Source organism: Catalinimonas locisalis (assembly GCF_038039535.1).
Taxonomy (GTDB): domain Bacteria; phylum Bacteroidota; class Bacteroidia; order Cytophagales; family Cyclobacteriaceae; genus Catalinimonas.
The window spans coordinates 46,777-65,088 of record NZ_JBBPHP010000014.1 but is presented as its reverse complement, the minus strand read 5'-3'; the positions used below and the strand labels follow the sequence as shown (position 1 = coordinate 65,088).

The 18,312-nt window shown below is 41.0% G+C and carries 14 protein-coding genes; 2 read left to right on the top strand and 12 right to left on the bottom strand.

Annotation, left to right across the window (positions count from 1 at the left end; translation table 11 throughout):
• Nucleotides 1-36: 36 nt before the first annotated feature.
• Both WJR50_RS17695 and WJR50_RS17690 read right to left on the bottom strand, forming a co-directional pair.
• A complete protein-coding gene (locus WJR50_RS17695; protein ID WP_341294636.1) occupies nt 37-708 on the bottom strand; it encodes an anti-sigma factor family protein in 672 nt (223 codons plus the stop codon).
• Nucleotides 705-1,268 carry an RNA polymerase sigma factor gene (locus WJR50_RS17690; RefSeq protein ID WP_341294635.1) on the bottom strand — a complete coding sequence of 188 codons (564 nt, stop codon included), beginning with the start codon at nt 1,266-1,268 and terminating at the stop codon, nt 705-707. Before WJR50_RS17690 ends, WJR50_RS17695 begins: the two co-directional genes overlap by 4 nt.
• A 320-nt stretch (nt 1,269-1,588) precedes the next feature.
• On the opposite strand from WJR50_RS17690, the gene WJR50_RS17685 reads away from it, so the two are divergent.
• Both WJR50_RS17685 and WJR50_RS17680 read left to right on the top strand, forming a co-directional pair.
• Nucleotides 1,589-2,446, top strand: coding sequence for a hypothetical protein (locus WJR50_RS17685; RefSeq protein WP_341294634.1), 858 nt, complete (start codon nt 1,589-1,591; stop codon nt 2,444-2,446).
• Nucleotides 2,447-2,450: 4 nt separating this feature from the next.
• A complete protein-coding gene (locus WJR50_RS17680; protein ID WP_341294633.1) occupies nt 2,451-3,752 on the top strand; it encodes a CHASE2 domain-containing protein in 1,302 nt (433 codons plus the stop codon).
• Nucleotides 3,753-4,545: 793 nt separating this feature from the next.
• Here the strand turns inward: WJR50_RS17680 and WJR50_RS17675 are convergent.
• The 10 genes from WJR50_RS17675 to WJR50_RS17630 form a co-directional block, all read right to left on the bottom strand.
• Complete coding sequence (locus WJR50_RS17675; RefSeq protein ID WP_341294632.1) at nt 4,546-4,740, bottom strand: hypothetical protein; 195 nt, start codon at nt 4,738-4,740, stop codon at nt 4,546-4,548.
• A 12-nt stretch (nt 4,741-4,752) separates the two neighbouring features.
• Entirely contained in the window at nt 4,753-4,839 is an 87-nt protein-coding gene (locus tag WJR50_RS17670; RefSeq protein WP_445223474.1) for an FAD-dependent oxidoreductase, read from the bottom strand.
• A 122-nt stretch (nt 4,840-4,961) separates the two neighbouring features.
• Nucleotides 4,962-6,809: a neutral/alkaline non-lysosomal ceramidase N-terminal domain-containing protein gene (locus WJR50_RS17665; RefSeq protein WP_341294631.1), complete on the bottom strand. Its 1,848-nt coding sequence runs from the start codon at nt 6,807-6,809 to the stop codon at nt 4,962-4,964.
• Between the two features lie 27 nt (nt 6,810-6,836).
• On the bottom strand, nt 6,837-9,878 hold the full coding sequence (locus WJR50_RS17660) for a PVC-type heme-binding CxxCH protein (RefSeq protein WP_341294630.1): 3,042 nt from the start codon (nt 9,876-9,878) through the stop codon (nt 6,837-6,839).
• Nucleotides 9,879-9,986: 108 nt separating this feature from the next.
• A complete protein-coding gene (locus WJR50_RS17655; RefSeq protein ID WP_341294629.1) occupies nt 9,987-10,751 on the bottom strand; it encodes a 3-keto-disaccharide hydrolase in 765 nt (254 codons plus the stop codon).
• An 80-nt stretch (nt 10,752-10,831) separates the two neighbouring features.
• The gene (locus WJR50_RS17650) at nt 10,832-12,148 is read right to left on the bottom strand and encodes a hypothetical protein (RefSeq protein ID WP_341294628.1); all 1,317 of its coding nucleotides are present in this window, start codon (nt 12,146-12,148) and stop codon (nt 10,832-10,834) included.
• Between the two features lie 63 nt (nt 12,149-12,211).
• A complete protein-coding gene (locus tag WJR50_RS17645; protein ID WP_341294627.1) occupies nt 12,212-13,597 on the bottom strand; it encodes a neutral/alkaline non-lysosomal ceramidase N-terminal domain-containing protein in 1,386 nt (461 codons plus the stop codon).
• On the bottom strand, nt 13,594-14,913 hold the full coding sequence (locus WJR50_RS17640) for a DegT/DnrJ/EryC1/StrS family aminotransferase (protein WP_445223471.1): 1,320 nt from the start codon (nt 14,911-14,913) through the stop codon (nt 13,594-13,596). The genes WJR50_RS17645 and WJR50_RS17640 overlap by 4 nt, the downstream gene beginning before the upstream one ends.
• A gap of 123 nt (nt 14,914-15,036) precedes the next feature.
• A complete protein-coding gene (locus WJR50_RS17635; RefSeq protein WP_341294625.1) occupies nt 15,037-16,383 on the bottom strand; it encodes a BNR-4 repeat-containing protein in 1,347 nt (448 codons plus the stop codon).
• Between the two features lie 120 nt (nt 16,384-16,503).
• Nucleotides 16,504-18,282, bottom strand: coding sequence for a RagB/SusD family nutrient uptake outer membrane protein (locus WJR50_RS17630; protein ID WP_341294624.1), 1,779 nt, complete (start codon nt 18,280-18,282; stop codon nt 16,504-16,506).
• Nucleotides 18,283-18,312: the final 30 nt, after the last annotated feature.

Below are 18,312 nucleotides of genomic sequence, written 5' to 3'. Positions count from 1 at the left end.
CTTATGAAAGTAGAATAAATTTCTTGCTGGATTGAGTTACGGACGAAGTGGTACTATATCTGATGTGGTATTCAAAGAATATTCCGTATCATCAATCAATAAGAGATATTGTTCAGCATTTGGCTCATAGTAGATTGTCAAATCGTTTATATTGAAATCTCCGTATAGTTTTAGCGTATCCTTCAATTGGTAGTGAAAATTGTATTCTGAGTGCTGGGAAATAACTTCTACTGCCAACGAATCAGGTATTTGAGTAGGCAATACGCCTCTACCTCCTGGAGGAACAGTGACTTCCAGGAAGACAAACTGTGGGTCAGAGTTATCTGGTTGAAGTGTAAAAAAGAGTATCGCTGTCAATATAAGCAATCCAATAGCAGCTGCGATGGCAATGTAGCGTCGATGAGGAGAGATATCTACCACCTTTCTATCATCTATTTCCTTTACTTCCTCTTGTTGTCCATCTGCTTTGCCTCCAAGGGGTGCTTTTTTATCTTCTACCTCTTCTTTGAAAAGTTGTTTTATGTCATTCCTTAAATCACTTCGCTCCTTTTCTTTAATCGTTTGGATAATTTTTTGCTGAAGAGCAACTTCTTTACGAAAGTCTGAATCACCTTCCAGTTGCTCTTCAAATTCTTGAAGCATTTCCCCACTTAGTTCTCCACTTAAATATTGATCAATTAAATCGGTTCTGTTTTCGTCGTTAATCATCCGAGAAAATATTTTTTAAGTCGGTCTAAACATCTTTTTTTCGCTTGTCGAGTAGCATTTTCGTTCGTATATCCCTGCTCTTCCATGATTTCTTTCATACGAAATCTATGATAGTAAAACATAGACAATAACTCCCTACACGTGTGCCCTAAATTTACAATTGCATTGTAAATTTCATCATATTCCGGGAGTTCATTTTCTAATTCTTTATACAAAATGAGGTTTGAGTCATCTTGACCATGCTTCACTTGCTTTATAGTATCTGGTTCTTCTGAAATAGTGATTGTCTCTACTTTACTTTTTTTGCGGCTATGTGCCCTAACTTTATTTTGGCATACAGAATAGAGGTAGGAGCTTACTTTTGCAGTAAGTTCAAAACTTTCCTTTTGTAAATTTTCGTAAAGAACAATCAGACTTTCCTGAAAAATGTCTTTAGAGGAATCTTCATCCAAGTTATAATTCCGCATCATTTTCCTGCACATTGGGTAGTACTGCATCAGATAACGAAACCCTTTGAGATCTTTTTCTCTGAGCCTTTTAACGAGTTCCTCTTCAGACATATAGTAATTTAACAGTAAAGGTTTGGTTAATTCAACTGTGTTGAATATCGGAAATATTACTAATCCTTTCAAATGAGATAATAAAATAAGCAATTCTGCTGAAGTTAATTTTCTAATCTCCCCCCTCAATATTACTAACCTACATTAGATTGAACATTTTTAACAAAGTTTCTTCTTTTGGATAAAAACTGATCAACAAAACTTATAATGATCATTTGTTCAAGAAATTCTAAAAAAACATTCAGTGCAATCATTATTGCTAAAGATAGCCTATATTTTTGTATAATGGTTTTCTGTATTTACTAAAGTAGATTACATCTATGAAGTACTTCTTGACCTTGGTAACACTTTTCCTTTCTTTGTCTTTAAGCGCCCAAAAATACTATGTTTTGCACGTAGTCGGAGATGTGACTACCGACAATAGTGATACAGTTCGTATCAAAAATCATTATGAAGAGGGACAAAAATTTAACTTTGAGGATTCGTTAGGGTTAATTGTTTTTCTCAATGAGAAAGTTGGGAAGGTTGTACTTAAGCCGCTACATAAAAAATCGTCACAACAACCCCAAAAACAGAATTCAAATACCCTACAATCTTTGCATACTGACGAAAAAAATTATGTTTATTCAGAAATTATTGCACTAAGTAGTAAAGAAGTGCTTCCCTTGACAAGTTCAACCTTTACCAGAGGCAGCGTGGGTATAATTAATCATTTAGATGATTTTCAACTATTTTTTCAAATACCTCATTTGCTACTTGACACCATTACTATTGATTACAACCAAAATTATTTTCCTATAGATCAAAACAATTATTTCTTTATAGCCGACAATAGTGAAAAAAAGAAGAAAATTAATGCCAAAAATGGACAGCTATTGTTAACTGAAACTTTGTTTAGATTAATAGATTCAAGCTATCAAAAACAGAATTTTTTTCACACAAAACTTTTTCAGCACAAAAATCAAATTAATTATCCCATTACTGAGTTTACCATTGTCAAAGTTGAAAATCAGCAACTCATGCAACAAGCAAATATGATTATAGAGGCTGGAAAAAAAGGGGACTCTAATAGTGAAATAGAGCTTATCAAACAAATACATCTCTTCTTTAACGAACTGTATGGTAGTTGCACAAGAGATGAAGTGAAAGCTTGGCTTTATAACCATTCTTTACTTTGAGTATATGAAGAAAGGTTTATCATCAAGGCATCTCTGGTTAGTAAACCTTTTCTGCTTATTCCATGCTTTTCTTTTGGTAGGAGCAACTGTTCTGTTAATCAACATACCTTTTTTACATCCTAGCGCACTTGATATAGCTAAATATAATACACGGTTCAAGACACTACTAGATACCTATCTATTCAAGAATGATACAACTTCATTACCCTATAATTTTGCTTTCGTTGATGTTGCCTGGAGTAAAAAATTAGTACCAAAATACGATAGCCTTGGGATTCAAATCGGAAATAAAGCCATCACCGATCGTGAAACATTAGTTAATTTCTTTAGACTTATCAATAGCAGTAGTTCAAAGCCAAAGCTTATTCTATGCGATATTTTTTTTGAGGAAGCCACCCAGTATGATTCGCTTTTACAAAAAGAATTTGACCAACTAGATAATCTAATTATTCCTATTGCAATAAAAGAGGATCAAATAATAAAACCGGTTGTTACATCCGACTTTGGACTTGCAACGGTACTTGAACACAGAGGTAATTTTCTTAAGTACAGATATATATTCAGTGACACTCTTCGACAATTACCCTTGGTGGGGTACGAAAAAATAAGGAGCACTAAATATAAAAAAGCAGGTTCACTATTGAGATCAGAGTCAGGAAAGTACTTTTTTAATAACTTCATTCCTACCCTGAGAATATCTCCTTTTGACCTGAATCATCAGAATGGAAATCTATTGCATCTTTATATTGATGAATTATTGGCAGTGCAAGATATTGCTGCTACTTTTCTACAAGATAGAATCGTAATTGTAGGTGATTTTGAAAATTTGGATAGACATCAAACACTTTGGGGTGAAATGTCAGGAGCATTAATTATCGCTAATGCGCTTTTAGCTTTAGAGTATCAAGACAATTTAATCTCCTGGCTTTTCTTGCTCTTTTTGTTTATATGCTATGTCTTAATTACATACTTCGCTATTTTACCTAAACCTTGGCTAAAAAGAAGAGCGCTTATGTTCAGAAACAGAGCCACTGTAATTTACAGACAATTCCAGATTGGGTTTTCAAAAATTATACAGATCAAAAAGAAAAAGCAATCTGTACCCACTACAAAAAGAATACTAAGATATAAAATCACCAGTCTTCTTGTCACCTATATTACTTATGCTCTTTTTCTTGAACTAGTTAATTTGATCGCTTTTTTTTGGTTGAATATTCACTTGACACCAATATTCTATTTATCTACTTGGTTTTGGCTTATCGAGTTAGCGTCAGGATGGGTACGCAAACATTATAGTATTAGTTAAAAAGATCACGGGTTCAAGAGCTTGCTATTCTAGTTCTACATGAAACTACCAATAGTTTAATCTGAAGGGAATAAAAAATGAGGACTTAAAAGCACACAAAATTACCTTAGGCAATTCGGTGACCTATTCGGTGACCAAGACAATTTATTTTTCATAAGTGATTGATAATCATAAATTTGAAAATAATATTCAGGAGCCTCACTCTCTGCGAGGCTCCTGAACCTAGAGTACATTTTACATCAAAGCCCTTTAAATCCTATGATTTTGAGGGCTTTTTTCTTTCTCAGGATATCAAATAGAACCAAACCAGTTCAAATCATTCGGTGACCAATTCGGTTACCTTTTTTGGTTTTTTCACCCTAAAAAATGTACTTCGTTGACCCGTTTTGGTATATGTCAAAACAATGCAAATTAATGCAATTTGATCATCTAATTATGAGGCTGTGTACATTGTAATAAGCTTCTCTCTTGACATTATCAAATGGAAGCTTAATGATAACCATGATATTTTTTCGGTCTCAACTTTTGACTCACTGGTACACTATGCTCTAGAATATCGACTAAGAATCCTGTACTTTTGGAAGCTGAGAGGAAGAGAGTTAAAGGAGGAATTTATACAGTTTATCAAGACAATATCCTTGAACTTTAGGCTTACGAGCATTCACCAGGTTTGAGGTGATCCACAGAATGCATACCTCCTTTAACATAAAATGTAATTAAGAAACTTTAAATATATTTTTTTTTAGTTGCTTAATTTTAAAGTTGTCCAAAACGTTTGGAATAAAGAAGGATCTTATTGACCTTCTTTATTCTCTCTTTTCAATTCCTGGTTGATAGGCTGAGACTGCAGGTCCATGGAAGGATTTTCCAGTATGCCTATGAATTCATCCAGATGTTGCTGATGTACTCCCCTGGGATTGGTGTTGTGTTTTCTAGCTACATATGATGCATAGCCTACCACTTCTCCCATCATACCACAGGTACGCATCACCCGGGTACTTCAGAAAGTTACATGGGTTGTGCTGATGTCCCTACCTGCCATGAAAAGGTTTTCAATATTGCATGAATAAAGGTAGCGGTAAGGAATGGTGTAGGGTTTATAGTGTGTAAAGGCCTTAAACTATCTATTCCCTGCAGAGTCCAGAGGAATTTACTTAAATAAAAAAGCTCTTTACCCACCTCCTTTTTTAGAAAGCTCGCGCCTTATCACTATCTAATTGGAATTAACTTTATCTCTCGCAAATCCAATAATGCGCCTTCAAATTTTGCTCCTGTCTTAAACGTTATTTCCTGCCTTCCCTTCTTCAGCTGAATATGACCTATTTTTTCAGTTCTGTAAGTAAACCAGGACCCACTCTGTCCGACCTTACCATTCAGTTGATCATTTCCTACTTTTAACAGATATGGCTTTCCTGCTTCTTCATCAGAGACTGACCATTCCAGATACACATCATATTTTCCAGGCGTATTAACTTCTGCCTCCCAGTTCACCTGGTCTTCGGCAGTAAACCAGCCAAAGGCTTTCCATTCCGGCATATATTCTATTTCCGGACCCATTGCCTGGGCAACCGCTGCATGCAATGTAAGCGTACCCTTCTGATCTGGTTTTACTAGCTGCAAGCGATTAACAGAAGCTCTCTCTGACTTAAACGAGGTTGGCATCAGTTCGTCAACAGCATTAACTATCAACTCTTCTACTTCTTCAGAAAAGGGAGATGGTTTGTCATAGTAATACATAGAACTTTCAGCTTCATACCCTCCTTCCTGAATCACCCTACGAGAAGCAATGTAACAGGGAACATCATTCGCATAAGCATTCATCCACACTTGCTCAGCACCATATTTATTCTTCAGGCGTACAGCGTAATCTACCACCACTTCACCTGCCAGGTTAACCATCGCCATATCATTGCCGAACGCCCAGACCTGTACCGGATACTGCAGTTCTTCAGGGATGGCATGACCTCTGGCGATCCTCTCAAGAGAGCGACGGGCATAATATCCTTTCACCGAAGGATCTTTAGTTTGTTCAATCAACTCAGCTATGGTAGGCACTTTAGCAAAGGGGAGGTCTATCCACTTGATTTTGCCCTTCGGAGGAGAAGTAAGCGGCTGTAGTTGGGCTGTTAACAATTTCTCGACATTGCTGGCAATTTCCTGCCCGTGTAAAGTCATATGCTCTACTTTTCCACGTGGGTCTGGATTTGCATCCGCACCACATCCAATAGCCACCATGGCTAGTGCTCCCGGATGCTTCTCTTCAATGAACTGTTGCGCCTCGCTCATCCAGTCGCCATGAATTTTATTAACCCCGCCTCCCAAGGTAGTACCATGACATGCATAATTCACTAAAACTGCTCGCAGCTTACCTTCAGGATCATTTACCCGCAACAAAGGAAGCGCAGGGTCAACCGGACCTCCCGGAGTTCGTCTATTTTTTGCAAAACCTGCCTGTCCCTGCCCCCAAGCCACTAAGGCAGGGCTGCGGTTATCCAGTGCTTCTAGCGTTAGCTGCTCAAGCTTCTGGCTTAGCTGATCAATATATCCGGCAATCTGCACCATCTGATCCAGAGCAAGTAGAGAATCACTGAATGCACCATCTTTGTACTGTAATATGTTCAGGAGATTACCCACTTCTGGTCCTCCATGTGTATGAGAAGCCAAAATAACCAGTTGTGATGCACTCAGTCCGGTTTGCTCCGAAAGCCGCTCCACCAGTCCAGCAGTGATATGGCCGGGAATCCCCACCAGATCAACTGTAATCAGCACCGATGGATGCTGGGTATCACTTCCGAAAGCAAGCGCTTTGGCATAAAGCCGATGTATAATCCCTTCTGATTCGGTATTTTTCCTGCTGGCGTATCCTGTCAGCCGAATCGGCCCTTCCGGTGTAATATCAATTCTAGCCACCCCAACTTCCATTGTTTTCCCAGGCTGAGAAGTGGTCTGAGCTGAGGCTTTTGCACTAAAAAGCAGCACAACAAGAATCGCAGATAGTCTGAGAAAGTCAGGTAAGGTCATTTTGCGTATTATAAAAGTCATACTGAAATATTTCATGTTGGCTTGGCTGCTTAGTTTAGTAAATCAATCATTTTTTCTTAAAAAGACCAGTAGATCAGCCATTTCCTGCTGGCTGATCTGTTTTTCCAAACCTGTAGGCATAGCAGACATATTCAGCGTTTTAATGTTCTGGATATTTTGCCGATTGATAACTTTCTCTACACCAGGCGCAGTATGCAAAGTAATGGCAGATTGCGTTTCGCTGGAAATGATGCCTTGCACTGATTCTCCACGATTAAGGTCAACTTTCCAAAGGTCATACCCTACAGCGATAGAAATATTAGGATCCAGAATATGAGACATAATAGCCTCAGGCTGCCAGCTGTGTACCGTACCCAGATCAGGACCGTACTTCACGCCTAACTCACCTTTGAACTGATGACAAAGGGCACAGTTTTTCAGATATACTTTTTTCCCTTCCACCCCATCTCCCTCTAAGGTCAAAGATTTCTGATACTTTTGGGTGACCTTACTTTGCCCATTGGCAGCAAACATAGAGCGTGCTCTTGCACGCAGATTTTCATCTGATTGGGTCATGAGGCGAACTTTTTGCCGGAAAGTCAGGCTTGATGTAGAAATCTTCTCCTGGTCAAGTGCATCCAGCAAAAGGGGAACCCGCTTAGAATCTGATAAAAAAGTATTAACGGCAGCAGTACGCACTTCAGGGGTAAGAGTACTCCACCGCTCCAATACAAGCTGAGAGACCGTTTTATCAGGTATAAGGCTAAGCGCATCCAGCGCTGCAATCTGCACCATAGGCTGCTCCTGTAGGACAACTACATTTTTCAGCAGGTCAGAGTATTCGGCAGGATTTCTTAATTTCAGGAAATTAATAGCTTCTACCCTTTTTTCATCAGACAAGCTTTTGTCTGCCACCAAAGTTGCCACATTTTCCATTGCTTCATTCATCAGGCTTTCGGAGGATATGCCTATTGAACTTATAAGTTGTAAGGAAGCCATGCGTATCTGTTGGGAAGGGTGATTAAAAAAAACATCAACTAACTCATTCTGCTCTTGTTCAGCAATGGATGAGGTTGACTCTCTGTTGCTTATCCCCTGCGCCAATCCATACAATACAAAAGATTGCCACCCCTGCTCATTTCCTGTTTCTGTAGAAGTAGCTTTTTGAATCAGTTGATGAATGGTAGACGGATCTCCACTTGCCCCGACTATAGTTGTCAAGCGTTGCACCAAAGAGCCATAGGCCGCAGATTCTTTATCATAATCATTAAGCACCTCTGTCAACAGAGGAGCGGCCTGTGAAGAAGATGCCGACAAAGCAGCGATCTGTACCCACTGATCATCAATATCCTGAAAGAGCAAGTTTTTACGTACCTGTCCGGCCTGAGGTGAGTCAAATTCTCCCAGCGTACAAAGCAGCTGAAACCTAACCTTAGGATTCGGGTCTTTCTGCATAGCCAACAGGTTTCCCTGCAATTCAGGAAAATCATCCAGATGGAGTTCTGCCAGTTTGATAGCATTTTCTCTTATTCCTGCTACTGTATCTTTTAAAGCCTGCATAATCAGTTCTCTGCTGAGGGCGTTCATACCTTCCAGAGTCCAGAGGGCATGTAGCCTCCCCATGGAGGAGGTGGGATGCTGTGCCATTTTCTCCAGTGCTGGAATTGCCTGAGGATTGGCCTGGTCTACCAACAGTCGTTGTGCATTGATCCGCCACCACTTATTGGGATTGGACAGTTGTGCTACTAACTGTTCAGGCAATGCATTTCCTAATTCTAAGCCCCGCGTCCAATCGGCAGGACCTGCATCCGTCGGAACTACCCGGTAAATTCTTCCCAGGTCTTCTCCATTATAAAGATTAGCAGCTTTGATAGCTTCTTCTGACATCCACTCAGGATGTTCAATGATCTGACGATAAAAATCCACTACGTAAAGGGCTCCATCCGGCCCTACGTACATATTAACAGGACGAAACCATGCATCCGTTGAGGCGAGAAATTCTTTTTCGGGATGCATACGACTGGCGGTAAAGCTTGCGCCATTATCTTTGAGATGATCCACATGAACAAGGTTGCTGACAGGTTCGGCTACAAAAGTCGTGTTGTCATCATAAGGGTCAGGAAAAGCTCCACCCAGGTAATTGACATTTCCACAGGCGGCGGTAATGACTCCCACATTGGTAAGCAGCTGATGATCGGGATTGTGGGTGATGGGAAAAACTTCCGCTGCATCACCATGATCAGAGATAGACTGGCTGGCATTGGAGACCGGCAAATCGGGATTCCGGTTCAGGTAAGGAGCTGCCATCACTTCGTGGTAGATATGATTAGAGTTATTGCCCAGCATATGGCGACCCCAGGCATCAAAATCATGTCCAAACTGGGTTTGACCGGAAGTAGTTTCCAGCTGAAATTGATCAGGCCGAAACCTCACCGTTCTACCTCCTGAAACCAATGGCAAATGGGGGCCTTCCGGCTTTGCCGGGTAATATATATCGCTACCCAGGTCTCCAAACTCTTCTTTGTAGACCTGGTAGGTGCCCCCCGATTCAGAAGTAAGATAAATCCAATTGTCCAAACCATAAATCGGATTACTCACATCCATTTGTGCATTTGACAAAGCAAACCCGGTAAGCATTGTTTCTCTGATGTCGGCCACACCATCGCCGGTCGTATCTTCCAGATACAATATATCAGGTGCATCGGTCACTATTACCCCTTTTTCCCACCGCGAAATACCAAAAGGAAGGACGAGCCCGTCGGCAAAGACTGTACTTTTATCCATTTTTCCATCACCATCGGTATCACTCAGTAGTTTCACTTTACCTGTACCACTTTTATCAAGAGGATAGCCATGCATCTCCAGCACATACATACGGCCAAATTCATCAATCATCATATCAACCGGATCGGAAACCAGCGGTTCAGCCGCTACTAATTCAATTTTAAATCCAGGCACCAATTCAAAAGTAGATAAAGCCTCTTCTGCATCTGTAGGGCTACTAGCTGAATTAGAAGGAGCTTTACAAGCTGTTGTGATAGTATGAAGGATAAGAAATATATAAAGTAGTCGTAGCGAAGGCTTGAGATAATGCTGAATGCACATATAAGGCAGATAAGGTTTTACGGTTTAATAAATCATGTTCAATAGTAGTGGCATTCTGTTAAGCATCTTGCCAAAGTTTGTAAGCATTAGCCAAAAACTGGAATAAGCTTAACTATTTTGCTTTAGACGTTTTATCTTAATATTGCGAAAATAGACCTTGTCATGATGGTCGGTAAGCATAATATGACCATTCGGCACCTCACCATAATTAGGGTAATTTTTAAATTTGGTGTCCATTTTCTTTTGAAGAAAATCCTGACTTCCTCTCTCATAACTGACTACCTTTACTCCATTCAGCCAGTGTTCTACCTGATTATCTTTAGATACAATTCTTCCTTGGTTCCATTGTCCGGGAGGTAAAAGCTTTTTGTTTTCAGGGCTGTACAAAAGATAAAGAGCGGCCGTGGTTACTGTTTCGTCTTTACGATCCTGTATATCAGGATTATCCACATCATCAATAATCTGATATTCTGGCCCGTTCATCACTGTGTCACTACTCTTTTCGTTGGTCAACTCAGCCACATAATACTTAATGCCACTGTTAGCGCCTTCAGTGAGGTTAAACTCAAAGCTTAAGTCAAAGTCACTATACTGCTCTCTGGTTACAATGTTTCCCCCCTCGTTCAATACCAATGCCCCATTTTCTATTACCCAGCCGTTTTCAGGAAAACGGTTGGTCCCCAGTTCCACCCAGTGGTCCGTACCACTACCATCAAATAACATGGTCCAGCCTTCGGACTCACTACTGCTAAACTGCACTTTATCCTCATCTACAGCATTTTCCTGTTGGCTATTCTCCGCATTATTTTCCTGTTGACTGGAGCAGGCTAAGAGCGCTAGGGAAAAAATGAATAATATTAATGTTCTGATCATCTTGTGTTAGGTTATAGTATGGTAAAAGTGATATAATGTTAAGGGTATTGAGATAATTCTTCTTTTCAGGAAATACATGCTTAAGCAAGAGGATCAGCAAATTTTATCAGATCCTGAATCTGCTTTCCCTCATACTCAAATCTGGCAAGCATATAAACATGATCATCTTCACCTACTGCAATGGAATTTACATAAGTAGGGCTTGATCCATCTTTATAAAAAACAGGGCCATGATCCTGGTATTTTTGCTGAGGGATATTGTAGGTCACCAAATGCAAATTCTCTGGCCCTTTTGCTGCGCCTTTCGCGATGGACTTCTTACCCTCAACCCGCTTACCATTTTTGTAGATAGGCCCACCAGTAAGATAATAGATGGTTTCATCATCAGGTGCTAACTCAAATCCCAGATAGCCATAGCTAAACTGATCATACATACCACTTTTTCTGGAAGGTTCTGAGGTAATCCTCTCTACCAGTTCTACTGTCTTTTGAGTAGGATCAAACCGGAACAGGTAGCCTGAGTTACCATGAACTCCATAAGCCACTTTTTCCGGAGGATACCAGAAAATTTTTCTCCAGTTGTAACCCATACTTCCAGGTCTGTTGGTATCATATATTCCAAAATAGTCTCGCCTTAAATTCACCTCCTCCAATTTCTTTATCGTATTAGCTTCCGGGCAAAAGAAAAATATATCCCCTTCAGCAGTAGAAAAATAAACTTTACCATCACGAGGGTCAACAAACAGAGAGCGACAAAGTACCCGATAGTCCTCTCCAGGTACACCGGCTTCTCCGATAGCGGAGACAAGTCCATAGTTTGTCAAATTGTCTTTGCGGATATCATACCTAATAAAATTTCCTTTGGGCCAAGTGATTCCATAAAGCTGTTTTCTCAGCTTATCCATCGTCATGGTGAGAATACCTTCCCCTTCCGGTGCAGTTGCTAAATCTTTGTATTCCCCCCTCTTAAGGTCATATGCTAGAAAATGGCCGCCACCGTATAGTTGATAGCCCGGGGGAGGATTTTCCGGCAGGCGATCCATGCCATCAATCAGTTCATAATATCCAATATGCGTAGCGAAATAGAGCTTACCATCACATTCCTCAAAGTCTACATGACTTTTACCCTGAGGGATTCTCTTCATGTCTTTTTCGCCACATATTTCAGTTAAATCAGCAAGAAAGCTGACCTTATCGGTTTTCGGGTCATAGACATACATTTGCCCACCCACCTCTATGGACTCAGAAGAAAGAATATAATAGATTTTGCCATCACTGGCTGTAGAAATGGCATTGTAGGTATCATGTGCTTTGTCAAATCCAGAGAAATATGCCTCTGCAATAAGTTGATCACTTTCTATCTCACTTACTGCATTTAGGTTGTTAGCTTCAATCATGTTTAAGTAATTTCCCTTTACTTAATGAAGAATGGTAGTACCCTTCTTCTTTTAGCAAATTTTTTATTCATTAATTAATTTAGCTTCAATTTGTTGTACACCGGCCTGATTTGCCAGACCTACCATTCCGCTGATGATTTTAGATTCTATATCCGAAGACCAGGTAGAAGGCAGACCATAAACAATTTGGGATGTTGCTCCTTCATAACCGCCCTCACGTAGAATAGTAGTAGAGGGAATATAAGCCATGACATCGTTGGAATAACCCAAAACCATAATATCATGCCCAAAAACCTGCTTGAGATTTATGGAATATTCCACTACCAACTCACCTCCTAGGGAGAATATAGCCTGATCACCCATCTTCAACACCTGCAGTGGATAAGGATAGGTGTTTTCAAAAGCTTCCTCATTTTCCATCTTTGCAAGCATCCGTTGGGCCCACCTTTTCTGATAAGAGGATGATTCTTCTACCATCTTTTTCAATGTCTCCTCTGTCGGAGGACTGTCCAGTGGCAAATCTATCTCGGTATAAGCTGCGGTCAATTGCGGAGATAATTCCCTCATTTCTTCACTTAGCACGCTCTCTACTGCCGCAGCCAATGTTTGCCCGTACTGCTTTGCCAAGGCTACCGTTCTACGGGGTAGCGGATTCTGATCCGCACCGGCTCCCTGAAAGAACAATGCGGTAGCATTTGGGTATCTTTTTTCTAATTCTATCTGGGCGAAACCGGGATAATCACCAGACCACTGATAAAAACTGAGTACCGTTGGATGACAGGCATACCCAAACGCAATGGCCATCACCTCACCATCTTCCTTCTGCACTTTCATGACGGGTACCGCATAATCGTTAGGGCCCTTAAGATCAGTCTGCATATGCAAAGTAGCAGCATCATTATTTCTCCTGTTTACCTGAAAGCGACTTACGCCATTACCTGAGTAAATTTTTACAGGCTCCAATGATGCTAAAGCCTCACTTACTAAATCCACAATCTGATCTTCCAGAACTGTTGAATAATGTCTCACTTCATTTAACTGTGTTTCATCAAGTGGATAGATATCAGATAAAGATTTCTCAAGTACAGGACCGGAATGAGTATGAGAACTATTCAGCAGAACCTGTGCTCGGGACAAGTTCAGTTTTTCTTCCAGGCGATCTCTGATGCGATCCGATAAATCTTTAGGCATCCCAAGCAAGTCTGTAGATATCAACACTGCACGTTTGCCAGATACATCTTCTATCGCCAGGGCTTTAGCCCATAAATCATGTAACTTACCTTCTGCAGGATGATCTCTTGCACCATATCCGGCCATCCAAAGGTTTTCTTGTGGGGTAATAATTACTTTTGCTACACCTGCCTTCCAACTCTCAGACGAAGATTGTGCATATAAAATATTGGCAAGGAAAGCTGATGCCAAAACTGTTAATATTAGTATCTCTCTCATCCTGCCGCGATATAAGATTTGATTTCACCTGCATGCTGCTGGACCTTCGCAATAGCCGAGGCAATATCATCCATATCAGATTGATTTCCCAGCAACATGCTTTGTGATATCCATACTGCTTCTTCGTTGCATATGATGTCATTTTCAGGGCACTGGTTTCTTTCCAGATAAGCATCAATATCAAGCTCTTCCTGAGTGTACATCCTCTGGAAATTCTTTGTCTTAAAAGCATTTCCCAGGTAAGGCATGTTATTCAGAGGAGCGTAACCTTTGTAGCAGGGTACCCCTTCAGCGCTGAGTGCTTTGAGGAATGTTTCTCTGGGAAGTCCCTGAAAACCTTCTTTTTTGTACCTGAAAGGAAAAAGATGAAAAGCTGCCCGGGTGACATGATCATATAGCTTATAAGGCACAATACCAGGTATATCTTTGATTTGTGCCTTAAGATATTCGGCATTCTGGCTGCGGGTTTCTGTTTGTTCTTCCAAACGTTTTAACTGCGCCAGACCAATAGCGGCCTGATATTCAGTAATGCGCAGCTTAGTGCCCAGCATGATAGTTCCGGCACCCACTTCACCTACTACAGTTCCGTAAGGATTTCCATAGTTATGATAAGAGTAGCACCTGTCCATAAATTCATCATCATCGCTTACGATTGCTCCTCCTTCTCCGATAGGCAGGTTTTTTGAGTTCTGAAAACTAAAGCATCCTGCATGGCCAAAGGTGCCCATTTTTTTGTTATTAATTTCTGCAAGCCATGCCTGACAAGCGTCTTCTACGACTACCAGCTTATGTTTATTTGCAATTTGCATGATCCTCTCCATATCACTAGGTAACCCTAAAATGTGTACCGGCATGATTGCCTTGGTACGGGGAGTGATTTTAGCTTCAATTTTATCGGGATCCATTTGAAATGTTTCTGGATCTATATCAACAAAGACGGGAATCGCTCCGGTTGCCAGGATGGCCTGTGCAGAAGCAATAAATGTATAGGGAGGTAGAATTACTTCATCACCACCCCCAACATCCAGCTGTACCAAAGCTGCTATCAAAGCATTGGTGCCATTTACCACCGCCAAAGCCCGTTTAGCCCCTATAGTCTCAGCCCATTTATTTTCAAATTCTTTGGTTACGTCAGATCTAGACCATACACCACTGCGAAGCACCTCTATTACCCTGTCTTCATCTTCCTGGGGATGCCACTGGGGCCACTCAGGCCATTCTTCTTTTCTCACTGCCTCTCCACCCATCAGCGCAGGCTTACTTGTATTGCTTCTGATATGGTTAAAAATTCCAGCATTTACACTTATTGGTAACATAGCACCCAAGCCAGTTAAGGTATTTTGCTTCAAAAATTGCCGTCTTGAATAATCATTGTTTTTCATGCCACGTTCTATTTTATTTTCACACTTTTATATAACTATCGTTGTCTTTAAGGTCTTTTAAAGGTTATTAGAAATTAGTCCATACACACTCAGATCATAATTGCGATAAGTAGTATATCGCCCTTTCAGCCACAGCAGAACCTCTCTTTTGTCACTACAGACTACCATAGGACGAATATTATCTTCATCTGAATTTTCAGTAATGGCTGTCCACTGCCAGGTAGCTCCCTGGTCTTTAGTGGTGCCACGGAAAATCTCATAATGCTGAGGTCCATTGTCTCTGAGTGGATTTCCTGTTTCAGGGTGTACATTTGTAGAGATATAAACCACATTAGGATCATTAGGATGCAGGCTAATGAGGCCAGTGTATTCATTTTCACCCGCATACAGCCGGGCACCAGCATAGGCAATCTCGTATTCGTGCCACTGCTGTCCATCCCAACGGGCATAATGATAGCGATGGTCAAAGCCCCCTTCTTCGGTATCCTGGGTTTCTCCCAGTTTTATAGGATCTTTGGTCACTGAAAAGCCTACATATGGATAACCACTTTTATCTAATTCAATGTCGCTGGTCCATGCTACATTTTTCCTGGTGGTAGAGTCACCATCATAGATGCAGGTAAAATCATAGGGTTTGAGGCTGCTATTTTTCCTCTTGCCAAGAGCACCTACTTTTTGCCCGTCAGAACCAAATACTTCCTCACCTTCAATATATCCGTGATAGATGCTGTTGTTATAATGCCTGGGATGTTCTTCGGTGGTGATAAAATGAATACGATCTTTATGATTCGTAGTATACCTCAGGTAAGGGCGACCCGGAAAAGAAAACAGCTGCCCACCATAGCTCCAGGTTTCTCCATCATCTTCTGAAACCATATAATTGGGATTGTTGCCAGCTCCTCTGTGGAAGTTATAGGTTTTGCCACTTTCTAAAAGTCTGAAAACGTTTGAATAGGTAGTTCTTCCTCCTGTATCGGCAGTTTTTTCTTCACCCCACGCGCTGATATCGCCAGGATTGGTAGAGATACGGTAGCGCATTTTGGTCTCTACACCATGACCGGCATAAACCGTCAGGTATCTTCCATCTGGTCGTTTGAGTAAGGCCCCTACATTATGGTCATCCGCTTCAAAAGTTTGATCATTGATGACCACAGTCAGCTTCTCACCAGTCTTCATGTTATAGCTGGTCACTGTGTTGGCACCCTCTGAAGTAACACTTGTAAAAAGTAACTGATCCCCATCAATGATGGCTCTGTCATCCTGAAACCAGCACCAACCGGCATTATCATTTAATAGCACAGCCTGTGAAGAAGGATTAGACTTTTCATCAGTTTGCCAGGAATGAGCGAAAAAAGTAAAAAAGCTAGTGAAAAAGTAAAAGAGTAAGATGGTAAGTATATTCATATGTAGGTCGTGGAAAGATTGAATTCAAATGAAAATAGTCATTATCTTTTACAAAAAATATTAAGCTGTAGTGAGGCCTCTCCATTCTTTCAATTGCTTCACCACAGCTTGATATTAAAATTATTCTACATCCGTATTTTCTTCTATTGTTTCCAGAGGGGGAGCATTATTTTCAGCTCCAACATAGCCTTCATTTTGATTGATTACTCCTTTTGTATTGGCTGTAATGACATCCGCATCTATAGGCCAAAGCACATGATAGGGGGCAATTCTTGGACTATTCCCAATAATCACGGGCTGTATTTCGTACATGATGTTATGAGCTATCACCCGATCATACCACCAATTGTTCTCACTGAAGTTCTCCAGGCTGTAACCATCCACTCCCAAGCTAGCCATGATATAAGATGCCCTTACTAATTCTGAATGGCGAGGGGATTCAATGAAAAGTTCTCTTGCACGTTCATCAAAAATATAGTCTATGGTCACATCACCTACAGCCACAGGAACCGCATTAGCTCTTTCTCTTACCATATTGAGGTCACGGGCTGCACTGGCAAGATCACCTTTCCAATAATAAGCTTCAGCTCTCAAGAGATAGGTCTCTGCCAGTCGGAATATGTACCAGTCACCATTTCCTCCCATAGGAACTGCATTTGGATCTTGTTGAGGAGCATAAGTTTTGTAAAAAGGAAAAGGAAAAAGAAGCTGCACTGAATCCTGCGGATCAGCATAATTCATGGGGTCAATGGGCTCACCAAAATCAGCAGACGCAGGATTATTGTAGACCAGTTCATGCTTATCCACCCAATTGGTATCGCTTCTTCGCAAGTCTGGTGTAGTTGACCAGGTATAATCATCGGTAGCCCAAATGTCGTAGTAGCCATAGGGCGTACTTACCAGGTCAGGATTACCTCTCCCCAACGTATCGTACATTGGGCCAGCATCCATGGTACCTGCCAAGCCTTCACTATCACGGTTTCTGCTATGCCACCAGGAGGAATGATAATGTCTCATGGTATAAAGACCTGCTGATTGTGCACCATTAGGTGCCTCAAAACGATCCACTATAGCCAAAATAGTCTCCGTATTTTCAGGGCTATTCTTATTTTCCGGACGATGAAGATCCCAGATGAGATTTCTTACCGGATCATCTGCACTTGTGCCAAACTTTTCGGTCATTAATGCATAAGGCCCGTTAATTACTCTGGTAGCGGCTTCTATAGCCTCGTCAAATTCAAGGTTGGCAAGATATATTTTGGTAAGTAAATGATTACCTGCTCCTTTGGTAATAGCTCCAGGAACAGCCGCTTCAGGTAGATGTTGAACCGCAAATTCCATATCAGCCTGTATCTTATCTAATATAGCCCAGCGGCTGTGAGTGTAGTAGTCCAGCTTGGCTCCTTCTACTTCCTGTCCTACAAAAGGCACATCTCCATAGGCATTGACTAACCAGTAATACCAGTAGGCACGGTGCCAATAGCCTTCTGCTAGTATTGCGTTTTTTTCTTCCTGGCTATCCCATTCAATCTCATCAATGCGGCCAATAAGCACGTTGGTATTTTTGATAAATTCATATGCCTCAGAGAATAAAGGAAGAAAAGTATAATAGCGGTCAAAATAGGGCGTAGTCTGATACCAATCCATCTGAAAAGTAGGAACACCCGCTTCTGACGCTGCCCACTCTCCCACCATATAGTATCTTCTGCTGCCGGTTATGCCTTCGGTGAGTGCTTTTCTCATCGTAACCAGCGCAGCTTCAAATCCTGCCTGATCATTAAAAACACTAGCAGGAGAAAAGAAGGAGAGCGGTTTGGGTTCCAGCAAGTCATCTGAGCAGGAAACCTGCATTAGAAATACCAGGAACAGTACCAAATATCTATTGAATATACGTTTCATAGTTAAGATTTTTTACAGTGATAGCGCTAC